Source organism: Vibrio sp. 10N.286.51.B11 (genome assembly GCF_041469245.1).
Classification (GTDB): domain Bacteria; phylum Pseudomonadota; class Gammaproteobacteria; order Enterobacterales; family Vibrionaceae; genus Vibrio; species Vibrio crassostreae_C.
On sequence record NZ_JBFRKI010000011.1, the window covers coordinates 80,838 to 96,980 of the forward strand.

General features: G+C 43.4%; 16 protein-coding genes. 9 read left to right on the forward strand and 7 right to left on the reverse strand.

Annotated elements, in window-relative coordinates:
* Window positions 1-56 precede the first annotated feature (56 nt).
* Window positions 57-260 carry a hypothetical protein gene (locus tag AB4154_RS06690; protein ID WP_017061519.1) on the forward strand — a complete coding sequence of 68 codons (204 nt, stop codon included), beginning with the start codon at window positions 57-59 and terminating at the stop codon, window positions 258-260.
* A 183-nt stretch (window positions 261-443) separates the two neighbouring features.
* Here AB4154_RS06690 and AB4154_RS06695 read toward each other — a convergent pair whose 3' ends face one another.
* Window positions 444-1,334 (reverse strand): LysR family transcriptional regulator, encoded by an 891-nt coding sequence (locus tag AB4154_RS06695; RefSeq protein ID WP_136974019.1) that lies wholly within the window; start codon window positions 1,332-1,334, stop codon window positions 444-446.
* 154 nt (window positions 1,335-1,488) lie between these two features.
* Here AB4154_RS06695 and AB4154_RS06700 point away from each other — a divergent pair, with 154 nt between their 5' ends.
* Window positions 1,489-1,842: a DUF413 domain-containing protein gene (locus tag AB4154_RS06700; RefSeq protein ID WP_017061517.1), complete on the forward strand. Its 354-nt coding sequence runs from the start codon at window positions 1,489-1,491 to the stop codon at window positions 1,840-1,842.
* A gap of 606 nt (window positions 1,843-2,448) precedes the next feature.
* Window positions 2,449-3,249 carry a glucosamine-6-phosphate deaminase gene (nagB, locus tag AB4154_RS06705; RefSeq protein WP_017057618.1) on the forward strand — a complete coding sequence of 267 codons (801 nt, stop codon included), beginning with the start codon at window positions 2,449-2,451 and terminating at the stop codon, window positions 3,247-3,249.
* Window positions 3,250-3,515: 266 nt separating this feature from the next.
* On the opposite strand, the gene AB4154_RS06710 is transcribed toward nagB, so the two are convergent.
* From AB4154_RS06710 to AB4154_RS06720, 3 genes are all read right to left on the reverse strand, one after another.
* Entirely contained in the window at window positions 3,516-4,052 is a 537-nt protein-coding gene (locus AB4154_RS06710) for an MltR family transcriptional regulator (RefSeq protein ID WP_193835446.1), read from the reverse strand.
* A 50-nt stretch (window positions 4,053-4,102) separates the two neighbouring features.
* A complete protein-coding gene (locus AB4154_RS06715) occupies window positions 4,103-5,251 on the reverse strand; it encodes a mannitol-1-phosphate 5-dehydrogenase (RefSeq protein ID WP_017077054.1) in 1,149 nt (382 codons plus the stop codon).
* A gap of 183 nt (window positions 5,252-5,434) precedes the next feature.
* Window positions 5,435-7,327 (reverse strand): PTS mannitol transporter subunit IICBA, encoded by a 1,893-nt coding sequence (locus AB4154_RS06720; protein ID WP_136974018.1) that lies wholly within the window; start codon window positions 7,325-7,327, stop codon window positions 5,435-5,437.
* Between the two features lie 571 nt (window positions 7,328-7,898).
* Here AB4154_RS06720 and AB4154_RS06725 point away from each other — a divergent pair.
* Both AB4154_RS06725 and AB4154_RS06730 read left to right on the forward strand, forming a co-directional pair.
* The gene (locus AB4154_RS06725) at window positions 7,899-8,765 is read left to right on the forward strand and encodes a hypothetical protein (protein ID WP_017061512.1); all 867 of its coding nucleotides are present in this window, start codon (window positions 7,899-7,901) and stop codon (window positions 8,763-8,765) included.
* Window positions 8,766-9,056: 291 nt separating this feature from the next.
* Window positions 9,057-9,713 carry an NAD(P)H-dependent oxidoreductase gene (locus tag AB4154_RS06730; RefSeq protein ID WP_017061511.1) on the forward strand — a complete coding sequence of 219 codons (657 nt, stop codon included), beginning with the start codon at window positions 9,057-9,059 and terminating at the stop codon, window positions 9,711-9,713.
* A gap of 437 nt (window positions 9,714-10,150) precedes the next feature.
* On the opposite strand, the gene gltS is transcribed toward AB4154_RS06730, so the two are convergent.
* Window positions 10,151-11,377 (reverse strand): sodium/glutamate symporter, encoded by a 1,227-nt coding sequence (gene gltS / locus AB4154_RS06735; RefSeq protein WP_017060972.1) that lies wholly within the window; start codon window positions 11,375-11,377, stop codon window positions 10,151-10,153.
* Between the two features lie 316 nt (window positions 11,378-11,693).
* A complete protein-coding gene (locus AB4154_RS06740) occupies window positions 11,694-12,050 on the reverse strand; it encodes a YibL family ribosome-associated protein (protein ID WP_017060971.1) in 357 nt (118 codons plus the stop codon).
* Between the two features lie 326 nt (window positions 12,051-12,376).
* Between AB4154_RS06740 and AB4154_RS06745 the strand changes: the two genes are divergently transcribed.
* Window positions 12,377-13,174 carry a DUF4344 domain-containing metallopeptidase gene (locus AB4154_RS06745; RefSeq protein WP_017060970.1) on the forward strand — a complete coding sequence of 266 codons (798 nt, stop codon included), beginning with the start codon at window positions 12,377-12,379 and terminating at the stop codon, window positions 13,172-13,174.
* Window positions 13,175-13,317: 143 nt separating this feature from the next.
* Here AB4154_RS06745 and AB4154_RS06750 read toward each other — a convergent pair whose 3' ends face one another.
* Window positions 13,318-13,704: a tautomerase family protein gene (locus tag AB4154_RS06750; RefSeq protein ID WP_017072356.1), complete on the reverse strand. Its 387-nt coding sequence runs from the start codon at window positions 13,702-13,704 to the stop codon at window positions 13,318-13,320.
* A gap of 252 nt (window positions 13,705-13,956) precedes the next feature.
* Here AB4154_RS06750 and AB4154_RS06755 point away from each other — a divergent pair, with 252 nt between their 5' ends.
* The 3 genes from AB4154_RS06755 (at window position 13,957) to AB4154_RS06765 (ending at window position 16,008) form a co-directional block, all read left to right on the forward strand.
* On the forward strand, window positions 13,957-14,577 hold the full coding sequence (locus AB4154_RS06755) for an LON peptidase substrate-binding domain-containing protein (protein WP_017060968.1): 621 nt from the start codon (window positions 13,957-13,959) through the stop codon (window positions 14,575-14,577).
* Between the two features lie 110 nt (window positions 14,578-14,687).
* On the forward strand, window positions 14,688-15,335 hold the full coding sequence (locus tag AB4154_RS06760) for a sigma-70 family RNA polymerase sigma factor (protein ID WP_017060967.1): 648 nt from the start codon (window positions 14,688-14,690) through the stop codon (window positions 15,333-15,335).
* Complete coding sequence (locus tag AB4154_RS06765; RefSeq protein WP_017060966.1) at window positions 15,328-16,008, forward strand: ChrR family anti-sigma-E factor; 681 nt, start codon at window positions 15,328-15,330, stop codon at window positions 16,006-16,008. The genes AB4154_RS06760 and AB4154_RS06765 overlap by 8 nt, the downstream gene beginning before the upstream one ends.
* The last annotated feature ends 135 nt before the right edge of the window (window positions 16,009-16,143 follow it).

Genomic DNA, 16,143 nt, shown 5'->3' on the forward strand with positions numbered 1-16,143 from the left:
TCGGTACTTAGCACGCCAAGATGCAGAGACCTATCGAATATAAAAAGGAAAAGGCTATGGTTCTACACACATGTCGTATTGTTTTATCAAATCAACAGGTTCTCACCAGTCAATCAGTCGAGCAGTCTCTAAGCTTTCTTGAAGACAAAGCGGACAACGGGATTTCTATGATCGAGATTGACGCAACGGATGGCAATCAAATCCATTCGTACATGTCACACTCTCTTGAAGAGTCTATTGAGAATCTAATGAACCTATAGGGCTTTTAATAAAGGCTACACATACCAGGCCTAAACGATATTTATGGAATTAGAAACGATCTCTAGTTCCGAAAAGAAGTACATTTCTGGTTTAAAACAAAAATGGCTCCCAACTATACAATTAGTTGGGAGCCATTTTTTATTGAATCTAATCAGCAAAGCCACTGCTTACCGCGAATGCCGTTACTCAGGTGCTTGTTCAGCGGCTTGCTGCAATGTGTAAGCCGTCGATGGGTCAATCTCATTAACCAACTTCTCAACCTGCATGATCGCATCAACCGAGGTACTGCTTTTACGGTAGCTCAGATAAATTGGGAGATACCAGTCTTCAACCCCTTTCACCTTGTGCAGCTGACCCGAATCGATAAAAGGTTCGACTAGAGACACCGGAAGATACGCACTGCCGCCTTTCTCTAAAATGAAATCGAGGGCGATACGGGCTGTAGAGGTACGTAGGTACGGTGCTGGCACTTTAGGGTGACGTACTGCGTGTTCAGAACCAAAGCGCGTTCCCCAATCCACATAAACATACTTATGTTGAAATACAGATTCCAGATCATCTTGCTGCGTTGATACCAACACCAAAACCAAGTCAGCGACTTTTTTACAGTTCAGCTCTTCTGCTTTGATCTGATCGAACGCGAAAGCCATATCTAAGGTTCGTTCTAACAAATTACGGTTCAGTTGCTCGCGCCCCATCACCTCTGCCATAAAGCCGTAACCACCAAAAGAGTCGGTTACCACACTTAAACAGTTTTGCAGATACGCATCCCAAATATTCGGCGTGCCGCCCAGCGTTAACTGCAAGGCTTTACCACTCTCTAACGACAGCTCAAATTTGGCTTGTTGTAGGGTGGACACCATCACTTCGGCATAACCAATCAAACGTTCACCGGAAGATGTGAGTTTGATGTTATTGCGGTCACGAATGAAGAGCTGAGTATCAAAATAGCCTTCAAGCTGTTTGATCCGCGCACTCACCGCCGCTTGTGTTAAATACAAGTTTTCAGCTGCACGCCCAAAATGGCGCACCCTTGCAACCTCAAGAAAGGTTCTAAATACTTTCACATCCATCAAATACATCTCTGTAATAAATCTGCTAACTAGCCGATCTAGGATTGTTTATCGTAAAGGCAAAAACATTTTGTTTCCTATTTTAGCCTTTTAACAATATTTTCGCGTGAGCAATAAACACTAATTTCTATCTAACCACATTACTGAGGCTGATATGTCTGAGACCGAATTCCGACACGGAAAAAAACGTTTTTATGACACCATTAAATTCCCGAGAGGGTTCGCTAAGTCGGGTGATTTTACTCTTTCAGAAGAGGAAATCCTAACCTTGTTTGGTGACACTATGCTTGCACTTGAAACTGGTGAACTAGCACCAATCAATGCAGAAGAAAAACACTTCATTAAAGTGTTGTCTCACCCTCATAAGGCAAAGTCCAAGTTAGAGCGTGTTTGGTTGAAGTACATTCAACTGGCTCGTGGACGCCGTCGCTTTCACACCCTAAACGGCTGCAAACGCGGCGACGTATCTAGGGAAGAATACGAAAGTGAGTTAGTGTTAGAAGATTAGTAAAATCGCTCAAAGTGATACCTCATCACTTTGGGCTTTTTTTTGCCTTCAAACACACATCTTCTTTGTAATTGGTAAGTTTAGCCAACCTATCCATTTTTACCAATATTTATATACAATTCATAGCGATAGCGTGACTAAAACACAGCTCTCGTTCAATCTTATGGGTATTCATCCCACTGAGATTCATCGTTCTTCATCCTGCCCCTGTCTTTTATCACGATAGCGCTCCATTGCCATCATTATTTTTCTAGTTTCAACTATACGCTCAACGCTTGTTTATACTCGAAACACGTTAATGCACCAAAATTCGTCAATGGTTCGAGCGATGCCATTATTGCAATAATCGTATCAAGGCATAGAAACACACCAACCCTTTCAGGTGCTGAATTAGATCAACATTGCTGTATATGACAAACGTATTAATCTTGTTTAACGCCACCAAATATCCATACAATAATTGTGCAATTTTGAGAGTTCCAGTCACAGTTACGACGAAAAAAGCAAAAACTTGACCTAAAACAATAGCGGAACTGGATAACTTATTTTATAATGCGAATTAATGTTTCAGAACACTATAAAATTTTATTTCTAGGGGCAAAATCAATGAGACTTATTCCATTAAGCAACAAAGCTAAAGTAGGTAAATGGGCTGCTCGTCATATCGCAGATTCAATCAACAAGTTCGCTCCAACGGCTGAGCGTCCATTTGTACTAGGTCTTCCTACTGGTAGCACACCTCTAACTACTTACGCTGAGCTAATTGAACTTTACAAAGCTGGCGAAGTTAGCTTCAAGCACGTTGTAACATTCAACATGGATGAGTACGTTGGCATCGACCCTAACCACCCAGAGTCTTACCGCACATTCATGCACGAGAACTTCTTCAACCACGTTGATATCCAAGCAGAAAACATCAACCTGCTAGACGGCAAAGCTGAAGATATCGATGCTCACTGTGCAGCATACGAAGAGAAAATCCGTTCATACGGCAAAATCAACCTGTTCATGGGCGGCGTAGGCATCGACGGTCACATCGCATTCAACGAACCAGGTTCTTCTCTATCTTCACGCACTCGTATCAAAACGTTGACTGAAGACACTCGTATCGCGAACTCTCGTTTCTTCGATGGCGACATCAACCAAGTTCCTAAATACGCACTAACTATCGGTGTTGCGACTCTTCTAGATGCAGAAGAAGTGATGATCCTTTCTCTAGGCCACAACAAAGCTCAAGCGCTTCAAATGGCTATCGAAGGTTCTGTAAACCACATGTGGACTGTTACAGCTCTACAGATGCACCGTAAAGCTATCATCGTTGCTGATGAGCCAGCTCAACAAGAGCTAAAAGTTAAGACTCTACGCTACTTCCAAGAGCTAGAAGCTGAGAACATCCAAGACCTATAATCCTTATAGTCTTGCATAGAAGGGCTTTTTTGATAGAAAGAGCGTCTTGAATAGAAAAAGCCACTGAATGTGGCTTTTTTTGTATCTTCTACTTTTGTATTTGATAAGCGGGGGAAAGTGTCGAGAGTTTTTGATAGACACAAAAACAACAAAGCGATTTCTCCAACGAGAGAAACCGCCATCATTTTAAGCTTTGGATTGAAACGAACGAACAGCTACAAGATATGTAGGATGTGAAACAAGATAAGCAGGACTGCAAACTAGAACTAAGAACTCAGTGCGTTATCTCGGCATAAGGTCGTGATAATGTCAGTGATAGCCAAAACGATCGTCGACTTCACTTTCTGATTGTGTCGACCCAAGAACATTTGAAGCATTGGGCCCGACATGGTTTCCACCATCTCCGAGTCATATTCGATAGGCATTATGCGTTGAATCGCTTGCACCTTGTTGAGCTCAAATATAACGTCGACTTCTGTGAAGCTAGTGTCTTCACCTTGTATTTTCGCCCACTCTTTCAAGGTAACGAAAATCTCTAAATCATCGTAGAGCTCTTTACTGATCACACCAAGCCCTAATAGCAGCTTAGCGCGGATCATAATCTCGCCTAACGGCCCGCCACTGTTGAGAAGTGGTTCAACAACAAATTTAATTGCCGTGTCGTCTTTCTTGAAAATGTTTTTTAATACGGCATCTACCGTGTCGTCCAATGCATCGTAAGCCGCCATTAGACAGGCGCTAGCGCTCTCAGCTTCAGATAGGGCTTCGAGTAATTCAGTTTCGTGGCTAGTTTGTATTGGCATAACGGCTCGACAATAAGAAAGTGCCACTGGTGTGGCACTTTGATGGTTTATCATTTCAATGCTAGATAAGCTTCTTCCGCTAGTTTAACAACTTCTGAGTCACTATTCAGCTCAGAATAATGCGCTAATGTCTCAGCAAACCCTTTTTCTGCGAACATTGCTTGAAGTTCAACCGCTTGTGGGTCGTCTTCATTCTTGTAATGGAACGCAGCTGCGATTGCTTTTACTAAGTGAACATTCGGTAGGCCGTACTCTAATGTGCCATTCAGAGGCTTAACTAGGCGGTCTTGTGGGCTCAGTTTACGAATTGGCTGACGACCAACACGGTCTACTTCATCACGCAGGAACGGGTTAGCAAAACGACCAAGAATTTTTTGGATGTAGGCAGCGTGTGCTTCTGGATCAAAGCCGTAACGCTTAATCAGAACCGCACCACTCTCTTCCATCGTCGCTGTTACTTCAGCGCGGATTACGTCATCTTCGATAGAGTCTTTAATAGTCTCATGACCTGCAAGCACACCAAGGTATGCCGTTACCAAGTGACCTGTGTTTAGCGTGAACAGTTTACGCTCAACGAAAGCCATTAGGTTATCAGTGCATTCCATTCCTGGGATGTTTGGAATCTCACCTTTGAATTGTGTTTGATCTACGATCCACTCGCTGAACGTTTCAACCGTTACCGCTAGAGGATCTGTTTCGCCCGCTTCTGCCGGTGGAACAATACGGTCAACCGCAGAATCAACAAAGCCAATGTGCTCTTCAGTGAACGCTTTCATTTCATCAGAAAGGTGCTCTAACACGGCTGCTTTTAATTGGCTAGTACCGCGAACCATGTTCTCTGCCGCGATGATGTTCATTGGTGCAGTGTTGTTTGCTGCTGCACGCTTTTCAATGCCTTGAGCGATAGACTTAGAGATGATTTTAAGAACCGTAGGGCCCACTGCAGTCGTCACAAGATCAGACTCAGCAATGCAATCTACTACTGCGCTTGTCGCTGAGTTTACTGCTGTCACGTTCTTAACAACTTCGACAACACACTCTTCGCCAACAATCTTAACTGGGTATTCTTGGCGTTCAATTAACGCATTTACAACCGTTTCATTTACGTCAGCAAACGTAACCTTCATACCAGCATCAGAAAGAAGCTTACCAATGAAACCACGACCGATATTACCTGCACCAAAATGTAACGCTTTCATAATTTTGACCTTATAAATATTTGAATCTAGATAGCTAACTGCTCAACAACATGCCTTGACGATGTGCCCTAGGCATTAAGCAGTAAGCTATTCAGACTGAATCTTGTTAGAAAGATTAAGACCGAAAATGAGGCCAGTAGGGGGATACCGGCCTCCTTCACTCAGGAGCTTGACTAGAGCTTTTTAGTTTCCGTTGAGAATACGTAGAACATCAGCAGGGTTTGTTGTGTTCTGTAGGCATTCCACAGCTTCTTCATCATCGAGTGAATTGGTAATAGCCATCAGCACCATGTTGTGCTCATCGCCTTGTGCGGCAATACCGATAACCATCTTCGCGATATCATCTTCATCTTCGCCCCACTGAATACCTTCAGGGTACTGACAGAAAACAATGCCGGTTTTTTGTACATATTGTTTCGCTTCGATTGTGCCGTGTGGCACAGCGATAGACTCACCTAGGTAAGTAGACACAAGCTCTTCACGAGCAAACATGCCATCTACATATTCTGGTGATACGTTGCCAAGTTTTACTAATTGTTCGCCAGCAAACTTGATTGCGTCTTCTTTTTGAGTCGCTTTAAGGCCAAGGAAGATGCTGTCGTCTGTCAGTGCAAGCTTGTTGCCTTCTTGTGCTGGAGCTGCAGCAGGCGCCGGAGCTTCTACTTTCGCTTCACCACTTTGAGCATCGACAAGTTCAGCAACTAGTTGGTCGTATACACCGCCGTCTAGGAAGTTGCTTAGAGACATATGCATCGCACCTGGCACAGTGCTACGAGCACGGTCTGTTAGGTCTTTATGCGTAATAACGATTTGCGAATCAGCCGGTAGATTGTTGATTGCGTAGTTGGTCACTTCAATGTCTAGGCCAGCTGTTGCTACTTTCTTACGTAGTAGACCCGCACCCATTGCACTTGAACCCATACCCGCATCACACGCTACATAAACTGCTTTTACATCCGCTAGGTTTACGTTTGCTTCTGCTGCTGCACCTTTAGAAGACGCTTTCATGTCTTTCATTTGTGCAGAAGCTTTCTCTAGTGAATCTTCCTCATCATCTTGCGCTGATGTTTTAAGAAGGATTGACGCTACAACAAACGATACTGCCGTTGCTGCGATAACAGATAGAATCACGCCGATGTAAGAGCCTTTTGGCGTCATCAGTAAGACTGCGAAGATAGAACCTGGAGATGCTGGAGAGATAAGGCCAGAATCGAACATTACGTTAGTGAATACACCCGCCATACCACCTGCGATTACCGCAAGAATTAGACGTGGGTTCATTAGAACGTAAGGGAAGTAAATTTCGTGGATACCACCTAGGAAGTGGATGATAGATGCACCAGCAGCAGATTGCTTCGCGCTACCTTTACCAAACACCATGTAAGCAAGTAGAAGACCAAAACCAGGACCTGGGTTTGCTTCGATTAAGAAGAAGATTGAACGACCAATCTCTTCAGATTGCTGGATACCTAGTGGAGAGAAGATACCGTGGTTGATTGCGTTATTTAGGAATAGAATTTTCGCAGGTTCAACAAAAATAGATGCTAGAGGTAATGCACCTGCTTCTACCATTGCGTTTACGCCAGCAGCAAGTCCGCCAGATAGAATCTTAACCGCAGGACCAATCACGATGAACGCGATGATCGCACAGATCATGCCGATGATACCCGCAGAGAAGTTATTCACTAGCATTTCGAAACCACTCTTCACTTTACCGTGAACAGCTTCATCGAATTTTTTAATTGCGATACCACCTAGTGGACCCACAATCATTGCACCCATGAACATTGGGATATCAGTACCAACGATAACACCCATTGTCGTGATGGCACCTACTACCGCACCGCGGTCACCACCAACCATTTTACCACCGGTGTAACCAATCAATAGTGGCAATAGGTATGTAATCATAGGGCCAACCATTGATGCTAACGTTTCGTTAGGCCACCAACCGGTTGGGATGAATAGTGCAGTAATGAAACCCCACGCAATAAATGCGCCGATGTTTGGCATTACCATATTGGATAAGAAACGACCAAAGTTTTGAACCTTAATCTTTGCTTCTGGTGATAACATAGGTAGAACCCCGTAATGTATTGGTTGGTCAAATGACCGAAAGTGTGTACTCAAAAGTCGATTAAAATGTATCACAACATTTCCAAAATGCACCTTAGCCCAACTTTCGTGATAGTCATCACACACGAAAAACACTTTCGGGTTAACAAGCACACCTTAGATCACAAAAACACCATGAATTTAAATTACAAAGCCAAATTAATGAGAATAGATATCATCAACACACGATCTATATCACATTTTATTTTGTAATACTTAAAAATAAATAGTGATTAAAGTCACATTTAATAAAATATAGCATCTAAGATCTATATAAACCGTATAAAAGAACATCGTGTCACGTATATAAAATATGCACCCAGATGAGCAAAATCGAGATGCCTGTAATTTAATTACAGGTTGAGCTACATTTTGCTAAACATACAAAACGAGACCTAACGCTCTACTAAAAACATAGACCACTGAACTGCAGTTAGCATTGATAGATGTGATATGGTACTCGCCTGTGCTATCACATCATGTATCTCACCAAAACCCATCAGCGGATCACTCTGCTATTTGAGAAAAGACTATGTCAGACAAAATTTCCACATCCGCACTCGCTAAACAAAAAGGCATAGAAGCTAAAACTTTATTTAGCGATCTAAAAACAGCGGGGTATATCGTGCGCTCACAAGAGCGTTGGATTCTCACAGAACGGGGAGAAAGCTTTGGTGGGGAATATGTCGAACACAAGAAGTTTGGTGTCTTTATTGTCTGGCCAGAGAAACTGCTTATCGATTTGGACTCATTCTCAGGAAAAACACTCACCGCCACCCAGCTTGGCAGTGCCTTTCAACTCAGCGCAAAGAAAATCAACTTACTGCTCAACGAGCTTGGTTGGATAACAAAAGAAGAAGACGGTTGGCATGTCACCTCTACAGGCTTAAAAGCCGGAGGTGAACAAAGAGAAGACAAAGCGACTCAAAACTTATTCGTGGTATGGCACGACTCATTGGTTCGCAATAAACGTTTAAAGCAGTCTGTTGTTGAATTCCTAGGGCATGATGCTGAAAGCCACTCGACCGATGTGTCATTCTCCAGTTTTCGTCAGAAATTTGAGGCGAAGCACCGAAGCTTAGACGGGCATTATGTTCGATCAAAGGGAGAGCTGATCATTGATAACTGGCTTTATATGGCAGGAGTGGTCCATGCGTACGAGCGTCCGCTTCCGATATCAAAAGAAGTGATCAGCGATTTTTATCTACCAAGTGGCAAAGTATACATCCAGTTCTGGGGAACTGATTCTGCGCCAATCGCCGAAAATAAACGTGAAGCGACGAGAAAAATCTATGAAGAGCATGGTTTTGGTTTAATCGAAATCACGCCAGAAGATATCCCCAACCTAGACAGCGTACTTCCGCCATTATTGCGCCAATATGGTATCAAAGCGTACTAAGCTACTGAATCTAGAGATTCCACCTCCATTAAGATCACACTTATTGAATCATTATGGACATTAATAACCATAGTGATTTGATATGTTCGCTATTTTTCCCGAGTCATTCTTCTATTATCTTACACCCATCGACTTGAGCTACCGCAGATACTCGATTTATTGGGGCATGTTCGATAACTATTTAGACGTTCAATCTATAGAGATTCGTTTAAATTCGTTATCCGTTTATTGTTGACGTGACTGAACATAAAACCCTACAACATTTATTATTGATAGATATTAGGATTCAACATGACTCATCCAATCATTACTGATCTAAACACTCGTTACACAGCTAAAAAATACGATGCAGAAAAACGCATCTCTGCGGAAGACATGGAAGTAATCAAAGAAGCACTTCGCTTGTCAGCTTCTTCTATCAACTCTCAGCCTTGGAAATTCATCATCATTGAGAGTGACGCAGCAAAACAACGCTTCCACAATACTTTCGAAAACATGTTCCAGTTTAACCAACCACATGCGAAAGAAGCGTCACACACGATCCTGTTTGCTCACGATCCTAAGTACACTAAAGAGAAATTCGCGAAGCGTGCTGATACAGAAGTAAGCTCTGGTCACTTACCAGCTGAAATGTACGAGCAATTCTTAGGTGCTTACGCATTCGCAGAAATGAACACAGACGAAACAGGTTTCAACGGTAACTGGACTAAGTCTCAAGTTTACATCGCACTAGGTAACACACTGCACACACTAGCTCGTCTAGGTATCGCTTCAACACCTATGGAAGGTGTAGATGCAGCTATGATCAGCGAAGAGTTTGCTGACGAACTAGAAGGTCACGTTGTTGATGTAGCGCTAGCTATCGGCTACCACAAAGACGGCGAAGACTACAACTACGGCAAACCAAAAGCGCGCCTAGCTCTTGATGAAGTCGTTACAACACTTTAGGGCGTGTTGACCTTTCGTGGTTAAATTTTGTTCGGATGGGGACGCCTAGTCAAAAGCGTTTTAATCGCGGCGAGGGAGAAGTAGCCTAGTCATTCTAAGCAAACCTCCCTCAACAAAGAGTAAAACGCTTTTTGCGGTGGCGCCCAGCCCGAACCCTTCGGGCAGCGTTTGCTGGTCATTTCTACTGCGTTATCGGCTTCTCATGTAGGCTAGCTACACATCGATGCCTCTGCCTTGTATAAATACCCAGCAACTCACTGCAAAAATCAGCTCGAAAGATCAACACGCCCTAGTTATTGATGTGACAGAGCCCTAACCGCAGGGGTATCAGGCAAGAAAACCTCGATAAACAAGAACAAAAAAAGCCAGTCAACAGACTGGCTTTCTTGTATTCATCTTAGTGCGATAAGCACATTGCGTTTAAGTAAAGGCGAACATTAACCGATAAACGAGATGTAACCCTGAAGGATAATCAGGTTAACGATATCGATAAAGAAGGCACCAACAATTGGCACCACCATGAACGCCTGTGGTGAAGGACCAAAACGGTTCACCAAAGAGCCCATGTTCATTACCGCTGTTGGTGTTGCACCTAGGCCGAAACCACAGTGACCACCTGCCATAACCGCTGCGTCGTAGTTAGAACCCATTACTTTGAACGTCACAAAGTAAGAGAAGATACCTAACACAACCGCCTGAACCGCCAGGATAACCAAGAACGGAATCGCAAGGTCAAATATGTTCCAAAGCTTAAGGCTCATTAGCGCCATTGCTAGGAACAGTGACAATGACACCGTACCAAGAATATCGACCGTTTCGCTGTCAGTCTTATGCAGCTTAGTCACTTCAAACACGTTAGTGATGAACACACCGATAAACAACGCGTAAACGAAGTCAGGAATCATCAACCAAGAAATTTCAAAAGTCGCCACCCACTGCTCTAGGTACTTCGCACCCGTGATACAGATAAGAAGGATGAACAACACTTCAATCACCTTCTTCGCCGTCACTTTGTCTTCTTCATACTCGTTGTAAGTAACAAGTTCAGGGAAGCGTTCATGTGTTTGCGTGCCAGTGCCGTACTCAGATTCAAGCTGGTTTTTATCAATCAGCTTTTGCGCCACTGGGCTACCGATAATACCACCGATGATCAAACCAAAGGTCGCTGAAGCCATCGCGATTTCTAGCGTATTTGCAATGCCAAACGTGTCTGCAAAAGTTTGAGACCAAGCCGCGCCTGTGCCGTGACCGCCCGAAAGGGTGATAGAGCCAGCAATCAAACCCATCAAGGGTTCAAGGCCTAGTGCCGTAGCTAAGGTTACGCCTACACCGTTTTGGATAATGATGTAAACCGACGCTACCCCTAAGAATAGGAATACCTTAGCACCACCTTTTATCAGCTGCGTGTAGTTCGCCGCAAGACCGACCGTTGCAAAGAACATCAACATAAACGTGTTCTGCAGGGGCAAGGAAAACTCAAGATCAAGGCCGTTAAAGTGCAGGGCTGTAATAGCAAAAGCGACAATCAAGCCGCCGACAATGGGCTCTGGAATGTTGTACTTTTTGAGAATCGGAAGCTTTGCATTGACGAAATGACCTAGAAACAAAACACTAATCGCGATTAGGAAGGATTCTAGTGGTCCAATTGAAATTAATTGATTCATATAACCTCTATTTTTTTACGTTCTCATCTTCCCTAATGAGTCTAGTTTTATCTGTAATTATTTGTGCTGCTCTACCTATATTTATACAAACTGGAGAGAAAGTGTGGATTCGAAAAGCGAACACATTACTGCGATCGCTTAGTACCATGTTAGTAGCACGTTAACTTTTATAGGAGATAAAAGGATTTGTGACAACAATCACCTCCTAAAAGTTGAAAACGGCGTGAGTATCTATGCCGCTGACTCTGCTTTCTTAATACCTAAAAAAGCAAAAAGGAGCTATTTCTAGCTCCTCTTTCATCACCATCGCTGGTAATTAGAATTTTTTCGGTGCGTAACCAGTCATAACCTCAATGCGAAGTTCTTTACCGATCTTCGTCATTGGGTGAACAATTACGAGTCCTTTAACAGACTTTTTAAGTTTACCCATATCCGCTTGCTCAGCCTTAGTGATCTCACGGCTAAATGGCATATCAACCAGAGACTTACGCTCTTGGTTCACATCATAGCTTTCTTTGTGTTTAAGCTGGGCAATTTTCTTAGTTAGCTTCTTAATCTCTTCCTCGAACTGACGAACAACAGGACGATCATTACGAGTTTTAGCAGCATCTAACTTGTGGCGACACTTGTCTAGACGGTTGTTAATTTGTTGAAGTTCGTTTTTAACACTCATAATAATTTCCTAAGATTAAACAAGCCAATTCGGATTGGGGCGCGGAGTATAGCACAAGGGTTGTGTTGAACCGAAATTTATCTGTTAATTACCAATAGAAACGAATCACATCGACACCGCTCATTCAGCTTACTTATTCTTTGTGGCGAATCTCTAAGCGGATTATTCATTGATAGGATAGCGCCTACTTCAAAAATTGCAGTCCTCGATGCATCAAAATTCCGTCTAAACTTATACTCTAACGCAATAACTAAATCAGGGTACACAGCTTGGAGTTGTTACCCCCAGCACGACTCTGAATCGCAACGTAATCACAAGGATAGCCGATGACATTATTGAAACGAACATTGACCTGCAGCCTAGCCCTGAGTGCAATGTTTGCCACAACTTATGCATCTAGTGAACAAGCCACCCAAAGTAACCTAATCGTCGAGTACTCTACACCGCAAAATACCGAAGAAGAGCAGCTCAAACGAGAGATTCAAAGCAGTGGCGTTAATGACACCGTGGTCGACCTATCAAACCAACTCTTCATGTTTGAGAAGCCATTAACCATTCAATATGGCGGGGAAGAAGGACCACTCTACGATCCACAAACCCATCAAGTACTGATCCCTTACAGTTTTTACGCTGAGTCACTCAATTACTTTGAGAAGAACCAATACGAAAAAGAGTATGGGAAATCTGCGCAAACCGGCGCTATTGATACCTTGCTGCACACCCTGCTACACGAGACTGGGCATGCGTATATCGAAGATCAGAACATTGCCATATTGGGTAAAGAAGAAGATGCGGTTGATAACCTAGCAACCGTGCTACTGCTTAACTACGTAGAGCATGGGGCCGACGCTGCTATCAGCGCTGCAGACATGTTCGCTTTCGAGTCAGAAGACCGCCCAGAGTATTACGACTTGGGGGAATACATCGACGAGCACAGTTTCGACCTGCAGCGTTACTTCTCCACGTTATGCTTGGTGTATGGCAGCGATCCCGATGCCTATAAGAACTTGCTCGATGAAGTGGAAAACGACTATTTGAAAGACAGAAAAGAGTTCTGCGTTGAGCACTTTGACGTGATCAATGAAAATTGGCATCAGTATTTAAAAAAGAGTGACGATGCTTAGATGCTTAGATGCTTAAATGCTTAAAGGTTAGTGTCGAGAACTAGGAAAACGGCTTTGGCATCAAATTCCAAAGCCGTCACTCGATAGATTGGCTTAAGTCTTACGTGTTAAGAGTTAAGAGTTAAGAGTTAAGAGCTTAAACCCTAGACGTTCACTTTGTACTTCAGATCTTGAGCTTCATCGCCGGTCATCCCTCGAAATCCCCAGCAATGCGATGGCTGTTCCTTAATGGAAATTTCAATATCAATTGGAGAGATAGCTAACTGCTTCTCTATCTCAGAAAATATCTTCTTAATTAAGCGCTTTTTGGTGTTTACCGCTCGACCTTCCATCATATTTATCTCAATGACGGTATAGGCTTCTGTTCTTCCTTCCGGGTAAAAGAAGTCATCTCGTTCCAATGGCACAAACCGATGTGCTCGCTTGTCATCGGGTAAACCCATTTCACTGTTCAAGCACTGCTGCAACACATTAGAGAGCTGCAACTTAATTGGATTTAAGCACTCTTTGATACCATAAATAACAATCATGACCATTCCTTTGATGCGATGTTAGGTATAGAAGAACGTCAGATAGAAGCATCGTCTGGCAACTACCCATTCGCTTACTATTTGTACATATATTACATAATGACGCGTATGAAAAAAGGTAAAAACAGTGAATTTATGAACAGGTGCAACAAAATACCTATCCCTTTACGAACATAAGCCGAAGCGAATTGATCGAACACCACCCTCCCCGCGTATATCTTCTCAAATCACATCTGAACTAAGGAGTACTATGTGCCGAATTCACCTAGGAAGACCACGCGGACAGACGCCGAACCAGAAACACCCGTAGAGTCTTCTCTGGAGCTCGCTGTGTTTCCCCTCCCCATCTTCCTTTTACCGGGAGGCAGACAAAGACTGCGCATTTTTGAGCTAAAGTATCTCGCGATGGTTGCTCACGCAGCGCAGGGCGATGGTTTCATTATCGCCACTCAAGACAAATCTAACTCTGATCATCTCAGCTCTTGGGGAACAAAGGTGACCATCGTCGACTTCAATATGTCGGACGACCAGATATTAGAAATTGATGTCGAAGGCGAAAAGTTGGTGCAATTGCATGGGTCGTTTCGAGACGATGATGACCTGATTAAAAGTAAGTTCAGCTTGTTGCCTCACTGGCCTACCGATGAATATAAAGTGCCTAACGTGTTTACCGCTTTTTTGGTTCAGTTGTTTCGCGACCACGATTCGATAAGAACACTCTATCCCACTCCTGATTTTGAGAGCCCACAATGGATCTGTGCGCGATTGCTCGAAATGATGCCTATCCCACTGGAAAAGAAAACAGAATTTACTGAGCCAGCCAGTTTTCCGTCTCTAGTTCCTTTTTTGAATCAAATCATTACGGGGCAATAAGCACTTTTCTTCACTATAATTTTGTATAGTAGAAATTAATTTAAATTAAAGTGATCCCGACTTTCTCCTTTCACGTAGTGCCCATCAAATTCGCATGATGGTTAGTTACTATGCAAGTGGAAAGCAGAAGTTCAGGGAACGGCAAGGAGCATGTCATTATTCCCGATAACAAAGTACCTACAGACAACAAAGTACCGACAGAGCTCTCGAGCTGGCTGGTGTTGGTTGGTACAGACAGAGACAAGCAGGCGTTCACCTGTTTGTTCAAGTTCTTCGCTCCTAAGATCAAGCGTTTTGGTATCAGTAAGTTGGGTGGCGAAGCTGCTGCAAACGAGCTAGTTCAAGACACGATGACTAATGTTTGGAAGAAAGCACATCTCTACAATGTAGATAAAGGCGCTGCGACCACTTGGGTCTACACGGTAATGCGTAATGCAGCATTCGACATGTTGCGCAAAGTGAAAGCGAAAGCCGAACAAACGATAGCCGACGATATCTGGCCAATCGATGCGATGGTAGCCGAGTCTCAAAGCGAAGATTTGCCATTCGGTGACCATTTGATGAGCCGACACGTAATGACTCAAATAGAAAAGTTGCCTCTCGCTCAGAAAACCATCGTCAAAGGCGTTTACTTTCAAGAGCTCTCTCAAGAGCAACTCGCTCAGCAACTTGGCGTCCCACTTGGAACAGTGAAATCACGTCTGAGACTCGCTTTAGCCAAATTAAAAGTTCACATGGGGGAACAAGACCATGATTAAACATCACCCAAACGCGGCAATCTTGAAAGACTTCGTCGATGGCACGTTGGCTGATTCAGTTTCTTTGATTGTTTCTAGCCATGTAGAGCTGTGTGAACACTGCCAACAACAAGTCAAGCAGCTTACAGCTGTAGCAGCGAATAATGCTTTTGACGCAGAGCCAGTATTCTCAAATGAAGATCTAGACAGCTTCTCAATGGACGACATGGACTTTGATTTTGACGCGATAGAGCAAATCACAGCTGATACTTCTCAGTCTGTTGAAGTGACTCCAGAGGTTCAGAAAGTAACTGTTGCTGACACGACATTCACAATCCCTCGCGCTCTAAACTCAGTAGCGAGAAAGGACTGGATGAACCTAGGCAAAATTTCACGAGCAAGACTCGATTTTGCTGACGAAGCACACCACACCAGCTTGTTGCACATCGACAAAGATGGACAAGTGCCTTGCCACACCCACAAAGGCTTCGAGATCACGCTTCTTCTAGAGGGCAGTTTCGAAGACGAAATGGGCGTTTACAACAAAGGTGACTTCATCTGGTTGGATGGCAATCACACTCATCAACCGGCAACAAAAGAAGGTTGTGTCTGTTTAACCGTTTCAAGTGATGCGCTTTACTTCACAAAAGGTGTGAGCCAACTATTCAATCCACTTGGAAAATATATCTATTAACCCAGTTGCAGGCTATAAATATACAGGATGGCATAAAGCTATCCTGTATATCGTCAATACATCTGAATAAAAACAACTACGGTGTCAAAGTAAAAACACACCCAGCTCTGTAAATACGATTAGCAATGTTGAACT